At 38.9% G+C, this 18,730-nt stretch carries 24 protein-coding genes; 16 read left to right on the forward strand and 8 right to left on the reverse strand.

What is annotated here, in order from left to right; translation table 11 throughout:
- Nucleotides 1–321: 321 nt before the first annotated feature.
- A complete protein-coding gene (locus BAA9072_RS18985; RefSeq protein WP_201716249.1) occupies nucleotides 322–777 on the forward strand; it encodes a hypothetical protein in 456 nt (151 codons plus the stop codon).
- Between the two features lie 27 nt (nucleotides 778–804).
- Here BAA9072_RS18985 and BAA9072_RS18990 read toward each other — a convergent pair whose 3' ends face one another.
- Together BAA9072_RS18990 and BAA9072_RS18995 are read right to left on the reverse strand one after the other, a co-directional pair.
- Nucleotides 805–1,053, reverse strand: a complete 249-nt coding sequence (locus tag BAA9072_RS18990; protein WP_201716250.1) for a DUF2164 domain-containing protein — start codon at nucleotides 1,051–1,053, stop codon at nucleotides 805–807.
- Between the two features lie 227 nt (nucleotides 1,054–1,280).
- The gene (locus BAA9072_RS18995; protein ID WP_201716251.1) at nucleotides 1,281–1,754 is read right to left on the reverse strand and encodes an NUDIX domain-containing protein; all 474 of its coding nucleotides are present in this window, start codon (nucleotides 1,752–1,754) and stop codon (nucleotides 1,281–1,283) included.
- A 150-nt stretch (nucleotides 1,755–1,904) separates the two neighbouring features.
- Here BAA9072_RS18995 and mscL point away from each other — a divergent pair, with 150 nt between their 5' ends.
- The 4 genes from mscL to BAA9072_RS19015 all read left to right on the forward strand — a co-directional run bounded on the left by mscL (nucleotide 1,905) and on the right by BAA9072_RS19015 (nucleotide 5,002).
- On the forward strand, nucleotides 1,905–2,297 hold the full coding sequence (gene mscL / locus BAA9072_RS19000; protein WP_201716252.1) for a large conductance mechanosensitive channel protein MscL: 393 nt from the start codon (nucleotides 1,905–1,907) through the stop codon (nucleotides 2,295–2,297).
- A 98-nt stretch (nucleotides 2,298–2,395) separates the two neighbouring features.
- Nucleotides 2,396–2,950, forward strand: a complete 555-nt coding sequence (locus BAA9072_RS19005) for a DinB family protein (RefSeq protein ID WP_230980940.1) — start codon at nucleotides 2,396–2,398, stop codon at nucleotides 2,948–2,950.
- A gap of 185 nt (nucleotides 2,951–3,135) precedes the next feature.
- Nucleotides 3,136–3,333 carry a cold-shock protein CspD gene (gene cspD / locus BAA9072_RS19010; RefSeq protein WP_032088076.1) on the forward strand — a complete coding sequence of 66 codons (198 nt, stop codon included), beginning with the start codon at nucleotides 3,136–3,138 and terminating at the stop codon, nucleotides 3,331–3,333.
- A 148-nt stretch (nucleotides 3,334–3,481) separates the two neighbouring features.
- Entirely contained in the window at nucleotides 3,482–5,002 is a 1,521-nt protein-coding gene (locus BAA9072_RS19015) for an MDR family MFS transporter (protein ID WP_201716253.1), read from the forward strand.
- Between the two features lie 636 nt (nucleotides 5,003–5,638).
- Here the strand turns inward: BAA9072_RS19015 and BAA9072_RS24560 are convergent.
- Nucleotides 5,639–5,770 carry a hypothetical protein gene (locus BAA9072_RS24560; protein ID WP_269139970.1) on the reverse strand — a complete coding sequence of 44 codons (132 nt, stop codon included), beginning with the start codon at nucleotides 5,768–5,770 and terminating at the stop codon, nucleotides 5,639–5,641.
- A 214-nt stretch (nucleotides 5,771–5,984) separates the two neighbouring features.
- Here BAA9072_RS24560 and BAA9072_RS19020 point away from each other — a divergent pair, with 214 nt between their 5' ends.
- From BAA9072_RS19020 to BAA9072_RS19030, 3 genes are all read left to right on the forward strand, one after another.
- A complete protein-coding gene (locus BAA9072_RS19020) occupies nucleotides 5,985–7,496 on the forward strand; it encodes a glycine betaine uptake BCCT transporter (protein ID WP_201716254.1) in 1,512 nt (503 codons plus the stop codon).
- A 129-nt stretch (nucleotides 7,497–7,625) separates the two neighbouring features.
- Complete coding sequence (locus BAA9072_RS19025) at nucleotides 7,626–8,330, forward strand: Type 1 glutamine amidotransferase-like domain-containing protein (RefSeq protein ID WP_201716255.1); 705 nt, start codon at nucleotides 7,626–7,628, stop codon at nucleotides 8,328–8,330.
- Entirely contained in the window at nucleotides 8,327–8,677 is a 351-nt protein-coding gene (locus BAA9072_RS19030) for a hypothetical protein (protein WP_230980941.1), read from the forward strand. The genes BAA9072_RS19025 and BAA9072_RS19030 overlap by 4 nt, the downstream gene beginning before the upstream one ends.
- Nucleotides 8,678–9,156: 479 nt before the next feature.
- Here BAA9072_RS19030 and BAA9072_RS19035 read toward each other — a convergent pair whose 3' ends face one another.
- On the reverse strand, nucleotides 9,157–10,248 hold the full coding sequence (locus tag BAA9072_RS19035; RefSeq protein WP_201716256.1) for an AI-2E family transporter: 1,092 nt from the start codon (nucleotides 10,246–10,248) through the stop codon (nucleotides 9,157–9,159).
- Between the two features lie 194 nt (nucleotides 10,249–10,442).
- Here BAA9072_RS19035 and BAA9072_RS19040 point away from each other — a divergent pair, with 194 nt between their 5' ends.
- The 3 genes from BAA9072_RS19040 to BAA9072_RS19050 are packed head-to-tail and all read left to right on the forward strand — an operon-like array spanning nucleotide 10,443 to nucleotide 14,162.
- On the forward strand, nucleotides 10,443–11,960 hold the full coding sequence (locus tag BAA9072_RS19040) for a spore germination protein (protein WP_201716257.1): 1,518 nt from the start codon (nucleotides 10,443–10,445) through the stop codon (nucleotides 11,958–11,960).
- On the forward strand, nucleotides 11,953–13,062 hold the full coding sequence (locus BAA9072_RS19045; protein WP_201716258.1) for a GerAB/ArcD/ProY family transporter: 1,110 nt from the start codon (nucleotides 11,953–11,955) through the stop codon (nucleotides 13,060–13,062). The genes BAA9072_RS19040 and BAA9072_RS19045 overlap by 8 nt, the downstream gene beginning before the upstream one ends.
- Nucleotides 13,059–14,162 carry a Ger(x)C family spore germination protein gene (locus tag BAA9072_RS19050; RefSeq protein WP_201716259.1) on the forward strand — a complete coding sequence of 368 codons (1,104 nt, stop codon included), beginning with the start codon at nucleotides 13,059–13,061 and terminating at the stop codon, nucleotides 14,160–14,162. The genes BAA9072_RS19045 and BAA9072_RS19050 overlap by 4 nt, the downstream gene beginning before the upstream one ends.
- Before the next feature lie 41 nt (nucleotides 14,163–14,203).
- Here the strand turns inward: BAA9072_RS19050 and BAA9072_RS19055 are convergent, their stop codons facing one another.
- From BAA9072_RS19055 to BAA9072_RS19065, 3 genes are read right to left on the reverse strand one after another with little or no spacing between them, the layout of a single operon-like run.
- The gene (locus BAA9072_RS19055) at nucleotides 14,204–14,518 is read right to left on the reverse strand and encodes a DMT family transporter (RefSeq protein ID WP_201716260.1); all 315 of its coding nucleotides are present in this window, start codon (nucleotides 14,516–14,518) and stop codon (nucleotides 14,204–14,206) included.
- Nucleotides 14,518–14,862 carry a DMT family transporter gene (locus tag BAA9072_RS19060; RefSeq protein ID WP_201716261.1) on the reverse strand — a complete coding sequence of 115 codons (345 nt, stop codon included), beginning with the start codon at nucleotides 14,860–14,862 and terminating at the stop codon, nucleotides 14,518–14,520. The genes BAA9072_RS19055 and BAA9072_RS19060 overlap by 1 nt, the downstream gene beginning before the upstream one ends.
- A 4-nt stretch (nucleotides 14,863–14,866) precedes the next feature.
- The gene (locus tag BAA9072_RS19065; protein ID WP_201716278.1) at nucleotides 14,867–15,475 is read right to left on the reverse strand and encodes a TetR/AcrR family transcriptional regulator; all 609 of its coding nucleotides are present in this window, start codon (nucleotides 15,473–15,475) and stop codon (nucleotides 14,867–14,869) included.
- 185 nt (nucleotides 15,476–15,660) lie between these two features.
- Here BAA9072_RS19065 and BAA9072_RS19070 point away from each other — a divergent pair, with 185 nt between their 5' ends.
- From BAA9072_RS19070 to BAA9072_RS19080, 3 genes are all read left to right on the forward strand, one after another.
- Nucleotides 15,661–15,990: a hypothetical protein gene (locus BAA9072_RS19070; RefSeq protein ID WP_201716262.1), complete on the forward strand. Its 330-nt coding sequence runs from the start codon at nucleotides 15,661–15,663 to the stop codon at nucleotides 15,988–15,990.
- 65 nt (nucleotides 15,991–16,055) lie between these two features.
- Nucleotides 16,056–16,421, forward strand: coding sequence for an aminoacyl-tRNA hydrolase (locus BAA9072_RS19075; protein WP_201716263.1), 366 nt, complete (start codon nucleotides 16,056–16,058; stop codon nucleotides 16,419–16,421).
- 23 nt (nucleotides 16,422–16,444) lie between these two features.
- Nucleotides 16,445–16,789 carry a VOC family protein gene (locus tag BAA9072_RS19080; protein ID WP_201716264.1) on the forward strand — a complete coding sequence of 115 codons (345 nt, stop codon included), beginning with the start codon at nucleotides 16,445–16,447 and terminating at the stop codon, nucleotides 16,787–16,789.
- A gap of 522 nt (nucleotides 16,790–17,311) precedes the next feature.
- Here BAA9072_RS19080 and BAA9072_RS19085 read toward each other — a convergent pair.
- A complete protein-coding gene (locus tag BAA9072_RS19085) occupies nucleotides 17,312–17,509 on the reverse strand; it encodes a hypothetical protein (RefSeq protein ID WP_201716265.1) in 198 nt (65 codons plus the stop codon).
- Between the two features lie 125 nt (nucleotides 17,510–17,634).
- Here BAA9072_RS19085 and BAA9072_RS19090 point away from each other — a divergent pair, with 125 nt between their 5' ends.
- Nucleotides 17,635–18,120 carry a hypothetical protein gene (locus BAA9072_RS19090; RefSeq protein ID WP_201716266.1) on the forward strand — a complete coding sequence of 162 codons (486 nt, stop codon included), beginning with the start codon at nucleotides 17,635–17,637 and terminating at the stop codon, nucleotides 18,118–18,120.
- Nucleotides 18,104–18,595, forward strand: a complete 492-nt coding sequence (locus tag BAA9072_RS19095; RefSeq protein WP_201716267.1) for a hypothetical protein — start codon at nucleotides 18,104–18,106, stop codon at nucleotides 18,593–18,595. Before BAA9072_RS19090 ends, BAA9072_RS19095 begins: the two co-directional genes overlap by 17 nt.
- Nucleotides 18,596–18,730 lie beyond the last annotated feature (135 nt).

Raw genomic sequence — 18,730 nt, forward strand, 5'->3', positions numbered from 1 at the left:
TGTAATCATAGAATGACTTAAAGAAATCCCACCTCATGTATTGATTGAACATTACATGGAGGCCGTTGGTCCAATTACCCGCCTATTCTTATATAGTTTCACTCTTGAAAGCTGCTTGATCGTGAATAGTAACTTAAATAGGTCAAGACTCCAGTATGACTCTCCCGGTATTCTCCTTACCAATCCACTCTTTCATTGCCACAGTTTCACCATGGTACAAACAACATGACTTCTAAAAAGGATGAAAAAGAATTGTTTCTGGCGCTTTTTATTGTTCTTTTGGTAAGATAATAGTGCACATACATATAAGGGGGCCAACAAGTGAATGCATCAAAAGCAGTAATGATCGCAGGAATATTTTTAATTATCTTATTAAGCGGATGCAATCGGAATGCAGCAGACATGATTATTAAGGGTAGTGTGACGGTAAACGAAAAAGCAGAAACACTCACCTTTTCCGGAGTATTATCGGATGAAGCCTTGGATCCGGATACACCGTTTCGTGCCCGTTTTTTCCTACAGGGAAAAACAATCAAAAATGCATTGGGGACCGACTTAATCTATACCGATAAAGAACTGAAGAGCCATAAAGAAGGAGAGGCTTCAAAAGAGTTCAAAGTTGAAAAAACAGTTGATATTAAAAAGAGCGAGGACATACATAAGATCATAAGCGAAATAAAAAACAATGATAAAGAAGCTGTCACCATTGAAATTGTGAATGATAATGGCAGGATTGATGACAAAGTACTCCATGACATTAAGACTAGCAGTAATTAGTACCCTGCTAGTCTTAATATAGGTTCTTCATTTAGAGGTTAATGGTCTTTTTAAGGCATACAGATCGTCTTCAAGAAGAAGCACTTTATCCATTAAAATGTCTTTGGAATCCATTACTCCTTTATTATATAGAAAGGGACCAATTTCTTTCATAAAGAAATCAAACCAATTTTCCGCCCCCAAGTCCCCGATTTCATCTCCTGTTTGTTCATAGTAAAAGCTTTGAATCCTTCCGATTATTTCATCTTTCTGTTCCTTTGGTATCTTTGTAAACATGAATAGCAACCCTCCTATTTTATTTCTTTCATCGTAACATAAGAGGGTGCGATTGCGGTGTGATGCAGATATAGATTGTAATGATTGTATGAAACAAAAGCCCAAGAAATATCAGGGGTTAGAGTTAGATATAAAGATAAGATGAATCAAATCTACACCATGATACCTCTATTGGTAAACTGTCAGATGGTCCCTGAATTAAGCTGGTGGAATATGTACATACTTGATTATTTCTTTGCAAGCTCATTTTCTTCTATAAATATTTCCTGCTCCTCATTTTGAATATACTTCAATATCCGGTCCTGTATCATAGGATAGAGAATGATTGAATGAAGGTCTGATAATGCAACCCATTTGATCCCGGTTTGTGTGGGATCCGGTTGACTCGGTGAAAGAGTAGAATGTTGATCTGTCCGCTTACAAGAGAAAAACATCGAAACAGTATGTGTCGGTCCATAATGGTCATTATTCAGGTGTGGGGCATATTCGTATGTGAATGCTAATGTTTCAACTTCTACCCTGGCTCCGGTTTCTTCATACGCTTCTCTCGCGACTGCCTCTTTTATCGATTCTCCTTCTTCAACACCACCGGCAGGAAGGTTGTAATGAGTTCCATTCTGCTCATCGTGAAACTCTGCCAATAATATTCTTCCTTCTTCCACTATGATAGCGCCGGCTCGGATTCTGATAGGGTAAAGCATGCAAATCCCTCCTTTTTATCCTTGAATGTGTGAAAGATAAGTGTAGCAGAATAAATAATGGTGGACCATATAAATTTGTATAATTGTGGTAAACCAAGCCGGACATAGCACAGAATCAGCTGTGAAGTTATGGTAAAAAGGAGAATGAGCATGTGGAAGGAATTTAAAAAGTTCGCCGTAAAAGGGAATGTCGTCGATCTGGCTGTTGCCGTGATCATCGGTGCCGCATTTGGTAAAATGATCAAATCACTCGTAGACGACCTTATTATGCCCCTTTTTGGTATTATGCTTGGAGGGATCAGTTTTAAGGATCTGAAAGTTACAGTCGATGATGCTGTCATTACTTATGGAGTCTTTATCCAAAATGTAGTGGATTTCTTTCATTTCTTTCTGATAGCCTTGGTCATATTCTTCATCGTCCGAATATTTAAAAAGGTGGAGCGAAAGGAAGAAGTGAAGGTAGAGGTTAAGGTTGATCAAAAAGAAGAGCTTTTAAGAGAAATTAGGGACGTATTGAAGACCTTTCCAGACCAAATGCACTGAAGGTATATTTCGACTTTTTAAACTGTAATAGACAAAAATAAAGGAGATTTCCATTTTGTATCCAATATAGTAAAAGAAGACCACAAGGGGGACATAAAATGGAATCGAACTCAATGTACTTAATCAAAGAGAAAAATGGAATGAAAAAGGACTTTTCTTTACTACTTTCCATGATGGATTATGCCAGATTCACCTCTCTTCATGAGGTTGAAAATTTAACGGTGGACATGCTTGATTACCGTTGTCATGATGAAGCGAATTCCATCGGGATGCTGCTCGCTCATTTCGATGCCGTGGAAAAGATTTATCAGGCGTTAACATTTGAAAAATTGACGGATGATGAAGTAGAAGCATATGCGATGGAATTGGAGCCGGCATTAAGTTTAGGTAGCAAGGCAGCAGAGGGCATAAAAGGACATGCTGTCGAGTACTACGTGGAGAACCTTCAACGTACAAGGGATAAAACGATTAATCAATTTAATAAATTGGACGAAGCATGGTTATATGAGGAAACAGATTGGTGGTATGGGCAAAAGGGTAATAACTTTTTTAAATGGTTTCATGTGTTTGAAGATGAGATCAATCACAGGGGTCAAATACGGCTGATCAAAAAGTTATATGCAAAAGAAAATCAAGGGATAAAGGTAGAGTAGTCGGACTATACATTTTACAATTAGACCCATTCCTGCCTTGAGTTTTGAAGGGAAGTCTGCTATAGTAAAGATAGTTATTTTTGTTCGGTTAATATACACGATTGAAGAAACATTCGTCTTGAATCTTAATCAGAACAGGAATATAAATATTTTTATGTGCAACTGCACTAGGAGGTACATGTTTTATGTTACAAGGTAAAGTTAAATGGTTTAACGCTGAAAAAGGTTTCGGTTTCATCGAAGTTGAAGGTCAAGACGATGTTTTTGTTCACTTCTCCGCTATCCAAGGTGAAGGTTACAAATCATTAGAAGAAGGTCAAGACGTTACATTTGAAATCGTTGAAGGCGCTCGTGGACCACAAGCGGCTAACGTTCAAAAGTAATCCAATCGTATAATTTCAAACAGAGTACGTCAGCAGACGTACTCTGTTTTTTTAGTCTTATGTACAAAAAGCGTCTTTAACAATCAGGAAGAAAGTTCTATAATAAAATATACGTTATATGATTGTTTATAGATGGAGGATGATCGTAGTGGTTGCAAAAGATAGTAATATGAAACTGGCACTTGCCGGTTTATTGTTAGGGATCCTCATGTCTGCCATGGATAATACCATCGTTGCTACGGCATTGGGCTCTATTGTATCGGATCTTGGAGGTCTGGATAAATTTGTATGGGTGACCTCAGCATATATGGTTGCAGTCATGGCCGGAATGCCTATATTCGGTAAGTTGTCTGATATGTATGGCAGAAAACGTTTTTACATATTCGGTCTTTCCATCTTCTTAATTGGATCAGCACTGTGTGGGATTGCACAGGATATTGTCCAGTTGAGTATATTCAGGGCGATTCAAGGTATAGGTGGTGGGGCGTTGCTTCCTATAGCCTTTACGATTGTATTTGATTTGTTCCCACCTGAAAAACGTGGGAAGATGACAGGGTTATTGGGGGCAGTTTTCGGGTCAGCTTCTGTATTTGGTCCTCTGATTGGAGCGTTTTTAACTGATCATTTCAGTTGGCACTGGATTTTCTACGTCAATGTACCCATTGGGCTGCTTTCTCTCTTTTTTATTATTACTGCCTATAAAGAATCCCCTCAGAGATCAGATCAGCGTATTGATTGGGGTGGTGCAATTACGTTAGTAATCGCAGTAGTCAGCCTGATGTTTGCCTTGGAATTTGGAGGCAAGGAATATCAATGGGCATCATGGCAAATAATTGGACTGTTCTGTTCCTTTCTTTTATTCTTTGTAAGCTTCTTATTGATCGAACGAAAAGCATCGGAACCGATCATTTCCTTTTGGATGTTCAAAAGTCCCTTATTTGCTTCCGCACAGGCACTTGCATTTTTATATGGTGCTGCATTCATCATCTTGACCATACTGATCCCTATCTTTGTACAGGCTGTGTATGGTGGTTCGGCTACAAACGCAGGATTAATTTTGACTCCATTGATGCTGGGTTCAGTAGCAGGTAGTGCAGTAGCAGGTATCCGGATGTCGAAAGCAAGCTACCGTAATATTATGTGGATTTCTATTATATCATTCATCACAGGTATGATTTTACTGGCGACAATGGGACCGGATACGAGTCGATTGCTTTTGACATTCTACATGATCATTAGTGGTTTTGGAGTCGGTTTTTCATTTTCATTACTGCCTAATGCAACGATTCATAAGCTTGAACCACGCTTTAGAGGATCTGCCAACTCGACGAATGCCTTTTTCCGCTCACTTGGAATGACCATTGGAATAACCATTTATGGTACACTGCAAACCAAACTTTTTGCCTCTAATTTGGAAAGTGCTTTCAAGGGACAGGAAGCAGGGGGCAGTTTTCAGGGTGACCCTAGAAGTATCTTTGAGCCTGAGATGCGTGAGAAGATTCCTGATCTTGTTCTATCTAAGATCACTAACGCGATGTCTGACTCCATAACAACAACGTTTGCTTACGCCTTGATACCGCTTGGAGTTGCGGTGGTGTTTGTGTTTTTAATGGGGAAAAGCAGACTTGAGGTTTCCGGTAATTTACCTACTGGAGATACGAAAAATTAGTTAATAAAACCTTGCTTATCTAGTACAGTATTCGGAATGATACATTCCGTAGGGAGTGTTAAAGTGTTGTGGAAAAATGCTAAAAGATTTTTTGTTTTTATAGGTGTTTTCCTGGGGGTTAGCCTCCTATTAAGCATTATAACCGGTCTAATTATTACCGAAATGTATGACAGTGCCGGTTATAGGGGTTCTCACCTGATAGGGACATTCATCAATGTGGTATCCGCTGTGATTGCCGTTATTGTTGCGTATAAACCATTCAAAAAAAAGAGGCATACGTGAATTGTTGGTAGGGTATCCATGAATAAATTTAATAATGTAGTGATTAACCTTTCCGAAAGGGTTTCGGGGAGGTTTTTTCATGTTGCGTTGTTGACCTCGGTTCATTGTTTATATGCTAATATATGAAAAATGGAAACAACAAACACCAAGGGAAGTATATTGGATAGTGGGCGTGTGGAGTGTAATGAAAATGCCATTAAGAATTACGAATCAATGAATTAAATGTAATGATGCGGATGGAAATAGATTCATTAAGCTTCCCTGGTTCCATAAGTGGTGAAGAAAACAACAAAGGAAAGAGACCAATCATCAGACTGGTCTCTCATTAAGTATTGGAAACGTTACTATGTTAGATTATTTGTTTTGTTGGTTTTGTTGGTTTTGTTGTTTAGCGGCTTTTTTAGCTCTTTCAGAAGCGTTTTGTTCTTGAGCAAATTCTGCTTCATTTTTCTGTTGCTGCGGTTGTTTGTTGTTGTTGTTTGTCATCTTTATCACCTCCGTCTCCTATAATTTGCCCGGATATGAAAAAAAGATACCCAAATATGAAATTTTTTAGCGTTTATACTATCTAAGTGTTTCCATTTACTTACTAGTTTAGATACTTGCAGAAGAGGGTATCAATAAGTTCATGCCTTTATTTCTTTATTACATATCTGAACGTGCATGTGAAATTGACACGATGGATTGAGGGGGAAACTAGTTGAAGAACTTTACACCAATGTTTTGGATATCCATATCGATCGGTGTGATATTTGTTTTATGGGGAGTCACTTTTCCTCAAGGGTTGATCGATATAATGACTAATACTCAAGGGGTTCTCCTTGATAAGTTTGGCTGGTTTTATCAATTTTCGGCCACATTCTTTTTTATCGTCGCTATTTTTTTTGCTTTGAGTAAGTATGGAAAGATTCGTTTAGGTAAGGACACGGACAGGCCGGAATATTCTACATTAACATGGTTTGCCATGCTGTTTAGTGCGGGTATGGGAATCGGTCTCCTTTTTTACGGGGTTTCTGAACCTGTTTCACATTATGCTGCGCCTCCATTCGGTGAAGGGGGAACCATTGAATCTGCCAAAATCGGGTTGAGGTATACATATCTCCACTGGGGATTCCATGCATGGGCTATTTATGCCGTGGTTGCGTTGGCACTGGCCTATTACAAGTTTAGGAGAGGGATGCCCGGTCTGATGAGCGCTACGCTTTATCCGGTCATTGGTGATCGGGCGAATGGTCCGATCGGTTATGTTGTGGACATTATTGCTGTATTTGCCACCATTTTCGGAGTTGCCATTTCCTTAGGGATAGGAGCTCAACAAATTAATAGCGGACTTCATTATCTTATGGATATACCGATTAATTTCACCGTCCAACTTATCATCATGGGGATTGCAACGGTACTGTACATTACGTCTGCTTCTACGGGCTTATCAAAGGGAATAAAATATTTGAGTAATGCCAATATGATTCTCGCAGTATTGTTATTCATTGTTTTCCTCATTGTAGGACCTTCACAATTTGTTCTTGAATTGTTTTTGACAACGTTTGGAGGCTATGTGCAGAATCTGCCTAGTATGGGGTTGCGATTTTCCCCTTTTAACGTAGAAAACAATCAGTGGGTGAAGGATTGGACAATTTTTTATTGGGCATGGTGGATTTCATGGACACCATTCGTTGGTACTTTTATTGCAAGGGTTTCAAAGGGAAGAACCGTACGTGAATTCATTATTGCTGTCATCATTGTTCCTACCATTGTTTGCTCACTCTGGTTTGGGGTATTTGGGGGAACAGGATTGTATTTTGATCTTGTCCAGGGAATAGATGTTGCAGGTCAAAGTTTGGAAACAGCATTATTTTATGTGTATGATCAAATGCCGTTAAGTGGGGTGCTATCGGTCATTTCCCTTTTTCTGATCATCACCTTCTTTGTAACATCGGCGGATTCTGCCACTTTTGTATTGGGTATGCAAACATCCAATGGAAGTCTGAACCCTCCATTCTTTGTTAAATTCAGCTGGGGGATCATCTTAGCAGCAATTGCTGCCATCTTAATGGGGACAGGCGGTATCAGTGGACTTCAGGCAGCCACCATCATAACGGCACTGCCGCTCGGCGTTATCCTGCTCGTCATGACTTATGGATTGCTCCTTTCATTTCAAAAAGAGACCAAGTTGAAAAACAAAAGAAAAACAGGGTCAGAACCAGGTAAATAAAAGAACAATTAACCCTCTATCAGAAGATAGAGGGGATTTTTTTATAGTGTAAATTTTCCATCCCGATATCACTTCCTCCACCGTTTTTTTGGTAAAATAATGATACCTAAAGGAGAGTGGGGAGATTTCATGAATCAAATAATTGCAATGGGTGGTGGAGGGTTCTCAATGGAACCAGGCAACTTATTATTGGACGAGTACATAGTAGGGCAGGCTGAGGCATCAAATCCAAAAGTATGTTTTCTGCCTACAGCAAGTGGGGATGCAGAAAGTTATATTGGACGTTTTTATAAAGCCTTTACATCTCTGTCATGTGAACCTTCACATCTTTCTCTATTCAAGCCGTGCACCCGGGACCTTGAAGGTTTCCTTCTTGAAAAGGATATTATTTATGTAGGAGGCGGTAACACGAAAAGTATGCTTGCCCTATGGAGGGAGTGGGGGATTGACTTGATATTACGAAAGTCATTGGAATCAGGTACCATTCTTGCAGGATTAAGTGCAGGGTCGATCTGCTGGTTTGAAGAAGGAACAACCGATTCGTTCGGTATTGGATTAGAGACCATTAAGGGATTGGGTTTGATAAAAGGGAGCCATTCCCCTCACTATGACGGGGAAGAAAATCGTCGCCCCCTTTATCATTCATTTATACAGAACGGAAATTTGAAAGCAGGCTATGCAGCAGATGATGGAGCAGCTTTGCATTTTATTGATGGAGAGCTCTACAGAGTGGTGAGTTCGAGAGAAAGAGCATCGGCTTATCGGGTTGAGAAAATAGATAATGAGATACGAGAAATTCTTTTGCCGACAAACTATTTGGGGAATCCAGAATGAATGTCAAGAAGCTTACATACTTCGAATTCACGATGCATAGAGATAGTGATGAGTCTTTTTTAGGGAGGAAAATCATCATGAGTGAGGATAAGCGCAACACGGCAGGCGATTTAGTTAAGAATACATCCAAACAGGCAAGTGAACTCTTAAACAAAACAGCAGATACGGCAAATGAAATCATTAAAAATGTCAGTGGAGAAGGTGGATTGGTGGGGAAGGTGTCGGACACATCTTCAGATTTAGTGAAAAACGTAAGCAATACCGGTCATAAAGTGGTTGGTAAAACTGTCGATACAGCAAGTAAGGCCGTAAAAGGTGCCACTGATAAATTATTTAAAAAGAAATGATTTTATGAAGAGGGTGGGACAAAAGGGTTTCAGATAAAGAAAAATCCGAACGAGTGATTTGATAAAAATCTGACTCGTTCGGATTTTGAATTTTTGGTGCTAAAGCTTAATCCATGTATAAACAGGTTCTGGCTGTTGATTGGAGTGCAAGACGAAGACTCACCACAGGAGGGATTGGAAGGAGGTCGCCACTTGTCTACGGGGGATGGCGACATTACCTGAATTTAGAGGGATGGGAATAGGGGAAACGGCTTATTGCATTCAGTGGAGATATCCTTTGAAATAAAGGCTGTGAATTGTGGTGGTGCAATTCAAGGACTTCCGCAGGTCCAAATTATGAAAGATTGGGGCTGCAGCAATTTGGTGACGTTTTTGAAATAGAACCTAGAGGTACTCATGTCATTATGTTTAAAAAGATGTAAGGAAAGAAAGAGCACTCCATAAAAAAACCGGGCGATTGCCCGGTTTTCTCCATTTGTTCACTCCTGTATAGAAGATTTTCGTAATTTAATGAACTTCACTAAATTCAACACAATGGTTTTCGTCACAGCGTAGGTTGGTACAGCTAAGATCATTCCCAATATCCCTGCCAAGTTACCTGCGACGAGTAATAAAATGATAATCGTCGCAGGGTGGGTATCCAAACGTTTGCCCAGGATAAGGGGGGAAAGAAGATTCCCTTCAATTTGCTGGGCAATTGTGACAACGACAACCACCAATATCGCTTTCGTCGGTGAATCAAACAACGCAACGATGATGGCAGGTGCTGCGCCGATGAACGGTCCGATAAAGGGAATGATGTTCGTAACGGCTCCAATAAGTGCCATAACCAATGCATAGGGTAATCCTATGATCAGATAACCGATAAATGTCAGTGTTCCGACAAAGGAGGCGACGGTCAATTGCCCTTGTATGTATGCGGCGAGTGTTTCGCTCGTATCCTTTAACGTGTTGATTCCTTCTTCGCGGTATGCTGGAGGCAGAAACCTCGAAATAGCCCTCGGAAATTTATGCCCATCCTTAAACATGAAGAACAGCAAAAAAGGTACGGTTACAATGAGGATGGTGATACTCGTCAACACACTCAATAATCCCTTCAAGGCAGTGGTGATATTATCCGGCAAAGTATTGGCGAAATCCACTAACTGATTTTCTATATCCTTCAGTGAAACATAATTTTGGTTCATCATCCACTTAAACTGCTCTGTTTCAGACAAATATTCAATGAAATTCCTTGTTTGTCGTGCATATTCCGGAAGAGCATTAAATAACGCAGTCACCTGTCGGGTAATGACAGGGGCAATATTCCCTATGATTAACACCAAAGCCCCGATGATCGCCGCATAAAGTACGATGATGGCAATCGTTCTCGGCAACCTTGCTTTCACCAGAAGATTGACTAATGGATTCAGTAAAAAATATAGAAATCCTGAAATGATGATCGGGAAAAATAAAGTTGATGCAAATACGACGATCGGTTCAAATAGAAAAGATATCTTTGTTGAAACATAAATAATGGTAAGAATGATTAGAATTTGTAAGCTCCACGAGTACATTTTTTTCCTGCTCAACCTATTCACCTCTGCTTATCGACTGGTTTATCTGATTAAGTATATCAAAAACAGGGAGGAAAACCCTACTAATATCTCACCTAAAGTGAGAAATATTTTGTCGGTGTGACACGGGTCCGGTAGTGGTAGCCTTGCATAACTCCGCTATTTGTGGACACGATACATGGTAATATCTCTTTTCAGAAGGTGTTTACATGAGAAGGTCATTCACCAAGAGGACTACCCGTAAATTAATCAATCCCATGCTTGAAGAAGAAGTCAGCGTTACTGCGCCTCTTAATTTAGAGGAGAAGATAGCGTTTATTAAAGAGGGGCTTTTTCTGACGGATGATTTGACCATCAGAGATTTGGTTTTTAATGATAGACAAATAAAGCTCATGTTCATTAATTCCATCGTGGATGTAAACAACCTTCAGAGTAATGTTATCAAACCAATACAGGAAAATCCTTTCGGCGAAATCAAAGAGGTTGTATCTGGATCGGAAATGATTAATACAACAGATCTTCAAGTGGGGCTCGATGCATTAGTTGATGGGTACTGTCTCCTAGTGCAAGAGGAAGAATCCCTGTTCCTTATCTCTGCCCCTAAAAGCAAGACTACCCATCAAATTGAACCAGAAAATGAAAAGGTCATCAGAGGGTCTCATCTTGGATTCAGTGAAAATGTCATGGAAAATGTTCAATATATCAGGGAGAGAATCACGAATAGGAAAGTAACAGTAAAATATTCACATGTGGGAGAGACAACGAAAACGAAATATGCACTAATCAGCATTTCTACTCTAACTGATCCTGAAATTGCTAAAACAATAGAGGACCGAATTTCATTTATTCAAGCAGATTCCATACAATCTCCCGGTTACTTTGAAGAGTTCCTTGAAGATAATTCATTTTCCCCTTTTCCACAATATTTAAACACGGAGCGCCCCGATAGAGTTGTGGCAAATCTAATGGAAGGAAGGATGGCTCTCCTGATGGAAGGAAGTCCCACCGCATTGATATTTCCAGTGTCGTTCTTCAGTTTTTTTCAAACTTCCGAAGATTATAATACACGTTCGTTTATTGCCTCGTTCTTAAGATTGATCAGGTTGTTTAGTTTTATTACAACCTTATGTCTTCCAGCCTTTTATATAGCAGTTATTTCTTATAACTACGAAGTCATACCAGTAGAGATAATCTTCTCTATCAAAAGTTCATTGGAATACTTGCCTTTTCCACCGCTGATTGAGGCGGCGATCATGCAATTTACACTTGAATTACTGCGTGAAGCTGCAATCCGTCTACCTAATCCGGTAGCTCAGACCATCGGGGTCGTAGGTGGACTTGTCATCGGGACGGCTGTTGTGGATGCTAATTTTGTTTCAAATACAATGGTCATTGTCGTCGCGATTACTGCCATCTCTTCATTTGTCATCCCTTCCAATGAATTGAGTACGTCCGTAAGGATTTTAGGGTTTCCATTAATGGTTCTAGCAGCGCTTTTCGGTTTCTTTGGAATCGTAATAGGACTGATGATTACGCTTATTCATATGTCAAAACTTAAATCCTTAGGTTATTATTATTTGTATCCAATTGCACCTCTTGACGTTAAAGCACTAAAGGATGCACTTGTACGAGTCCCGATTTGGATGATGAAAGAGCGTCCCAGGGATTTAAAGCCGTTATATAAATGGAAAATAACGAACCCCAGAGGGTGGGAAAATAATGAATAATCAGACTAAACTCAAAGGGGTGCAATTAACGTTTTTCATCCTTCAAACCCAAATAGGTGTAGGGATATTGGGTTTGCCTTTTAATGTGTATTTAAAGTCTAAGCAGGATGCATGGATTTCTGTTTTGGTAGCAGGTTTGTTGGTACAAGGTGTCATCGTCATTCTTTGGCTATTGGGAAGACGCTTTCCATCTAAGTCCATCTTTGAGTATTCGAAGATTTTACTGGGGAAGATTACAGGGGCATTTCTCAATTGGGGCTATATTATATATGCTCTATTAGTTACAGCTTTGATATTAATGTACTCTACGAAAATCATTAAAATGTGGGTACTGATCTTTACACCTAAATGGATCATAATGTTTCTATTGATCGCCACCGCCATGTACTTAGCGAAAGAGGATGTTATAGGGATAAGCAATATATACGTGGTTGTATCAAGTCTCATCGTCTTTCTGCTCGTAATCTCAATCATAGTCCTGGTAGCGTATCCAGTGGACTTCAGGTATTTATTCCCGATGGCCCAATCCGGGGGGATAAACTGGCTGAAAGGGGCAAAAGAAGCTTATTTCTCTATGCTTGGATTTGAACTTCTGCTTATTCTATATCCCCACTTTCAACAAGTGGGAGCCAAGTCCATACTCATATCCGCAACTGTTGCGAACATTAGCGTGACGCTCATTTACATATTTATGACCATTGTGAGCATTGTCACATTCAGTCCAAATGAAATTGAAATCATTCCTCAACCCGTTTTATATTTCGTGAAGTCACTTTATTTGCAAATTATTGAGCGAATTGACCTAGTATTTGTGTCTCTGTGGATTGTCAATGTCATTACATCACTTACCAGCTATTTGTTTTTTGCGACAGAGGGGAGTTCATTTTTTCTCAGAAGAAAAAAGAAGATCAAGCGGACGTTTCTTCCGGTCTTTTTTGGCATGATGGGGCTGGTCATTGCATTAATTGTAAAGAATGACCAAATGGAAATCTACAATAAGACTGTCATTTTTTTGTCTTATATCTTTGTTTTCTGTGTTCCACTCATACTTCTAGGCTTATCATTTTTTCTCAAAAAACATGAAAGGGAGAAGCCGCAATGAAAAAGAAGAAAATTGTTATTATACTATTCGTTATGCTATTACTCTTGTCGGGTTGCTGGGATCAAAGGTTGTTGAAAAATGGGAGACTTGTCTTTTCTTCTGCATTCGATTTAACATCAGAAGGCGACATTCACGCCACATCCATTATAAGAGACTTTAGAAATGGAGCCCCAATCAATACGGAAGTAGAAGCAAATGGGAGAACGATCCGGGAGATACGCATGCATTTGGACAGGAAAATATCAGGTAATTTTGAACCGTCCAAAAATCGTGTGTATCTCCTTGGGGAAGATCTGGCAAGAAAAGATATATATGATTTCCTTGATATCTTCTATCGGGATCCCAATAGTTCCATTTCGTCTAAATTAGCGATAACAGAAGGGGAAGCAGGAGAAACCCTTGATACGATAGAACAGAAGAATATTCTTATATCCGAATATATCATCGAATCAATCACTTCTGGAGAATCATATACTGGTATCCCGAAAGTCAATCTCCAATCAGTATGTACGATAATGTTCGATGAGGGAAAAGATTTTTTTGTTCCCCTGATCAAATACGATAATGATGAAGTCGTTTTAAGCGGCACTGCCCTATTTCATAAAAAAGCAATGGTTGGTAAACTTTCGATTCCAGAGTCGACCCTTGTGCTTGTATTAATGAATAAAAAAAGGAAAATCGCACGGTTTGTCACAAAAGTGGACAAAGGTCGAAAGGTTAATATTGAAAATTATATAACGTATAATTTAGTGAATCCAAAAACTAAAATGAAAATAGTATCTTCTACTCCAGGAAATATACAAGTGGAACTCACATTGAAAACAGGGGCTACCATCGTCGAGTTTCCTCAAGATGAGTTGGCGGACAAAACGAAATTAAAGGAATTGGATAAGAAGATATCGAAGCATTTAACGAAAGAAGCAGTAGAAGTCATTAAGAAAATTCAAGAGGCAAATTCAGATCTATTCGGGATCGGAAGAGAGCTTATTGCTTTTCACCATAAAGATTGGGAACAAATCGATTGGGACCAAGAGTATCCTACTATTACCATTAAGCCAAAGATCGAAGTCGAAATCGTAGGGAATGGGATCATCAATTAGGAAAGAGACCTTGCTTTGATGAGCCGCAAGATCTCTTCCGCTTATGATACCATTTTCAAGCCAATGATACTTCCAACAATACAACAAAGAAAGAAAAGTCTCTTTACATCTTTTCTTTCTTTAAAGTAGAACATCCCAATGATAACCGCTCCTGCAGAACCTATTCCGGTCCAAATCCCATATCCTGTACTCACGGGTATATCTAATAGAGAAAGGGATAATAAATAGAAGCTTAAAGCTCCTGCCGCAAAGCTGAATATGGAAGGGAGCAGCTTTTTGTATCCGTCTGAAAGTTTCATAAATGTGACCATGACCACTTCAGAAAGACCGGCAAATAGAAGAAATATCCATGCCATCAGTCATTCCTCCCTGTCTCTTTTTCTTCTTTATCACTCATTTTCAATCCGACGACTCCGAAAATGAGTAAAGAGATGAATCCAATTTTCATTATGCTTATCCCTTCATTCAAGAAGACCATTCCAATCACAGCTGTACCTGCTGCACCAATACCGGTGAAGACGGCATAAGCTGTCCCTATAGGCAATAGTCTCATTGAATGTGAGAAAAAATAAAAGCTAACTAATATGAGGAGGGCCGTGATGAAACTCGGCACCGGTTTTGAAAACCCTTCTGAAAGAGATAATCCAGTTGCCCATCCCACCTCAAGGATTCCTCCAATAATTACATAAAGCCAACCCATGATGCTACTCTCCTTTGCGGTTTGATATGCCAAGTGCATACACTTTCCAAGCCGATTCGATTCGTTGATGAAATATTTCCACCGTGTAGTAGTGATGCTCTAAAAAGACACCATCAACCAAGCATAAAAACGATGCCACAAATTCATCCTCTGTAATATCTTGAAAGAGATCCCTTTTCCAACCTTCCTTATACACAGACACTAAAATCGAAGTCGTTACCTTTTCGAAGTAGATAAATTGTTCTTGTATTAAATCTTTAAACTGATCTGGAGGAAAGAATGTCACCCTCTTCCACAGTAAAGCTTCCTTTGTTGTCATCAAGCGTTGACAAAATAAGTCGAAAAGTATCCTGATATTCATGAGGGGTTCATTATGATTCATGCTTTCCTCGGTCATTCTGTACGCAGTCACTTCAGACACAATCAGATCCTTCAATACTTCGACAAAAAGTTCTTCTTTGCTTCCGAAATGATTATAAATAGAAGGCTTTTTTATTCCGACCACCTTGGCGATTTCGGCCAATGAGGTATCTTCATATCCTCTTTGGCCGAATAAATCCAGTGCAGCGCTTTTTATTCGTTGCTTATTATCAAGTTTCCTAATGATTACGATTCCTCCAAACTAACTAACGGTCGTTAGTTTGATTATAATACCCAATCCATCAAAATGCAAGAAGGGAATGTGGCCAGTATTAATGACTGGACATTTTCAAGACTGTTATGAATACATACGAATGTTTTGCCGGCCCCATACATATAATCCTTTGTTGATTTCAATCGAGGAGAAAGGGGATCGAAATGAACGCTTTAAGGATAAAAAAGACACTACTGATCATGTTGGCTTTAGTACTGGTGTGTTTAATAATTGTGAAAATCGTGGTAAAGACAAAAGAGGATTGGGTAGTAATTGAAGAAAAATACTTTCAGACAAAGGAAGGAAGAGGATTGTTAGGAATCAAGTCAGGGGAATTACTTGAAATTCATGGTAATAATCCATCATGCGCCATGAAATTCGATAATGGTCTTACATATACAATGGATTGTGATGAATATCTTGACTATAACGTCGGGGAGAAGGTTAAAATTGACTCAATTGTCAATGATAAAGTGAAACTGAGAAGGAAGTGATACCTGTATATGTTAGGATAATATCATAGTACTTCAATCCAATAGTGTTAGGAATGATCATACGAATGACGAAAAAAGATCTCGTTCAATATTTTATCGTTAATAAGGAGCTATCGATGTCAAAAGGGAAAACGGCGGCACAAGTGGCACATGCTGCCACTCTGAGTACTCTTTCGATGATGTCAAAGGACTCTCCTTTTCAAAACCGACAGGCGGATTTTATAGAGTGGGTGCAAACAGGAATGAAAAAAGTAGTTTTGAAGGGGAAATCGGCAGAACTGGAGAAGTTAGAGAAGAAAGGATATTTCAGTATCCATGACAGTGGCTTAACGGAAATAAAAGCGGGGTCACTGACCGTGACTGCCCTTCCCCCAATGGAAAGATATGAAGCAAAGGAACTTGTCGGTCATTTGAGTCTATTAAAAGATTAATTCTTCAGGAGGAGGGTATCTCATTGTTTTCAAAAATTGATACGGTACATATTCAAGTGAGGGATTTGGAGAAAGCTAAGCATTGGTATAAAGAGGTATTGGGGTTAGAACTGGTTTATCGTTCAGGAAAATATCTGGTATTTAAAGTAGGAATAGGTGAATCCACCCTGACGATTCAGAAAGGGGAGGTCCGTCCCTCCTCCATCAAACCCATTATGTTTTCGGATGCGCTGGAGGAAACCAGGTTGACGCTGCAGGAGAAAAACGTAGAGGTCGGAAACATTCAAGTAGATGAGGATGTAACCTATTTTGAATTCAGTGACTTGGATGGGAATGGTTTTGAGGTGTGTCAATACCTGACGTTATAAAAGGAGTGTTCACAACAATCAGTTTTTTACATACTGAATTAATTTTATGGCTGAATGTCAATGGCGCAAAAAAGCTGATCAGATTTGGTTCTGATCAGCTTTTATATAGCTAGCGGTTATTTTAATGTATCCAAATACGCATAATATGAAGCAATTTTTTCGTCGTTGTTAGAAGCTTACCGTTTTTTCTATTCCTATTTTTTAACTGAACGTAATGAAAAAGTACCCCCAAGAATAATATCACGCACTCGTATTCTATAGTGAGGATCATGATAGTCTAATTTTAGCAACCTGGGAGGTATTTATAAGTATGAACATTGATAAAGTACTAGAAGATACCGAGGAACTTGGACAAGAGGATATTAATCGCCCGATCTATCGTGTTGACATTGATAAACTTTTAGATTTAACAAATGATATATAAGAGGAATTTTAAAAGAATGGGAAAAGGCAAGCTCCTTATAACGGGCTTGCCTTTTTCATTTCACATCATTATTAACTTCGCTTTCTTCCCGTTATGTTTTAGTCATGTCTTTTATGCTTGTTTAGTAATTCCTTCATCATATTGATGATGGTTGCTCTTTCACTCTTATCAAATGTTTGGGTCCATCCTGAGATTAGTGTTTCTTCTTGAATTGACAGATCTCGTTGCAGGCCATCCTCAAATATTTCTTTGATTTCGTCTTTTGCAAAGTTAGGTTCTATAGATTCATGATTCATCGATCTACCTCCTTGATTCTTCTTCTCTTTTTCCCTCTAGTGATTCAATTCAAACATCTTAGTGTCTTCTGTTATGTGATGAGAGAATTAAGGGCAAAATGAAGAAAAAAGTATAGGAGATTCTTATGTCACTTCCTTTCTTTATTAGTATGTTGATCATCTTGATATATATTGTCCTGTTTATGAAGAAGAGACTTTCCTTTACTGCTAATTCCATACAGTTTATGGTGTTGTCCATCATATCCACAAATTATATTACCATTATGACGAATAAATTGAAGTGGATGTATGCTTCAGAGGACCTCACGCAGTTCATCAGTTTGCTCATTAATAGGCAGTGTATTCTGCCATTAGTGGGGGTTATCATGGTGAATGGTTATTTGAATTATGATAAGAGAAAAGAGAAAATGATTTGTTTCCTCACTCTATTATTTTTTATAAGTGTATTGGACGTCCTTCATGTTTATTTTCACTCTCTTTCCTATCCCGAGTGGAGCTTATTGGACACGGTCATTGTAAATGGCATCTATTTGGTGTTCTGTATATGGATGGGGAGGGGGCTGTACTATTTACAGGAGAAGGAGGAGGGAAGAAATGAACAGAATATATGAGAGATCATTTGATGTAAATGAGTGGTTCATTATCATTAGTATGATCGTTCTTCTTTTGGTGATATGGGTGACTCCGAAAATCTTCTCCCTACTTGAGGGATTGAGTTATTTTGTGTATGGCATTGCAGTTGGTATGTTTTATGATCATACCATCAGTATTCCTCCATGGGATTTTTACGATGTAAATGATAGTTCTGCCTATCAAGGTATTGATTTTATCAGTTATATCATGTATGGTCCATTTAGTTATTTCTTTATTTACATTTATCGGAAACTAAGAATCGCAGGAATCATGAATCTTGCCTACGTATTGATCTGGACTGCTTTCTCTTTATTGATGGAATGGTTTACGCTGATAATCGGAATTTTCCATTTTGAAAAAGGATACAAAATGTATTGGTCCATCCCTATCTATATGGCTGTTCAGAGCATTCAACTTCTTCTTCATCATACTATAAAAAACCAGAAACCATAGTAGATGGTTAGACTAACATAATTAAATGGGACAATATAAAACACCTCCGAAATGGTACACTTATTACAAGTACTGAAAACGGAGGTGTTTTTGCATGGGCAAAAACGTATATTCAAGTGAGACGAAATGGGCCGT

The sequence above is a fragment of the Rossellomorea arthrocnemi genome, from assembly GCF_904424705.1.
GTDB lineage: Bacteria > Bacillota > Bacilli > Bacillales > Bacillaceae_B > Rossellomorea > Rossellomorea arthrocnemi.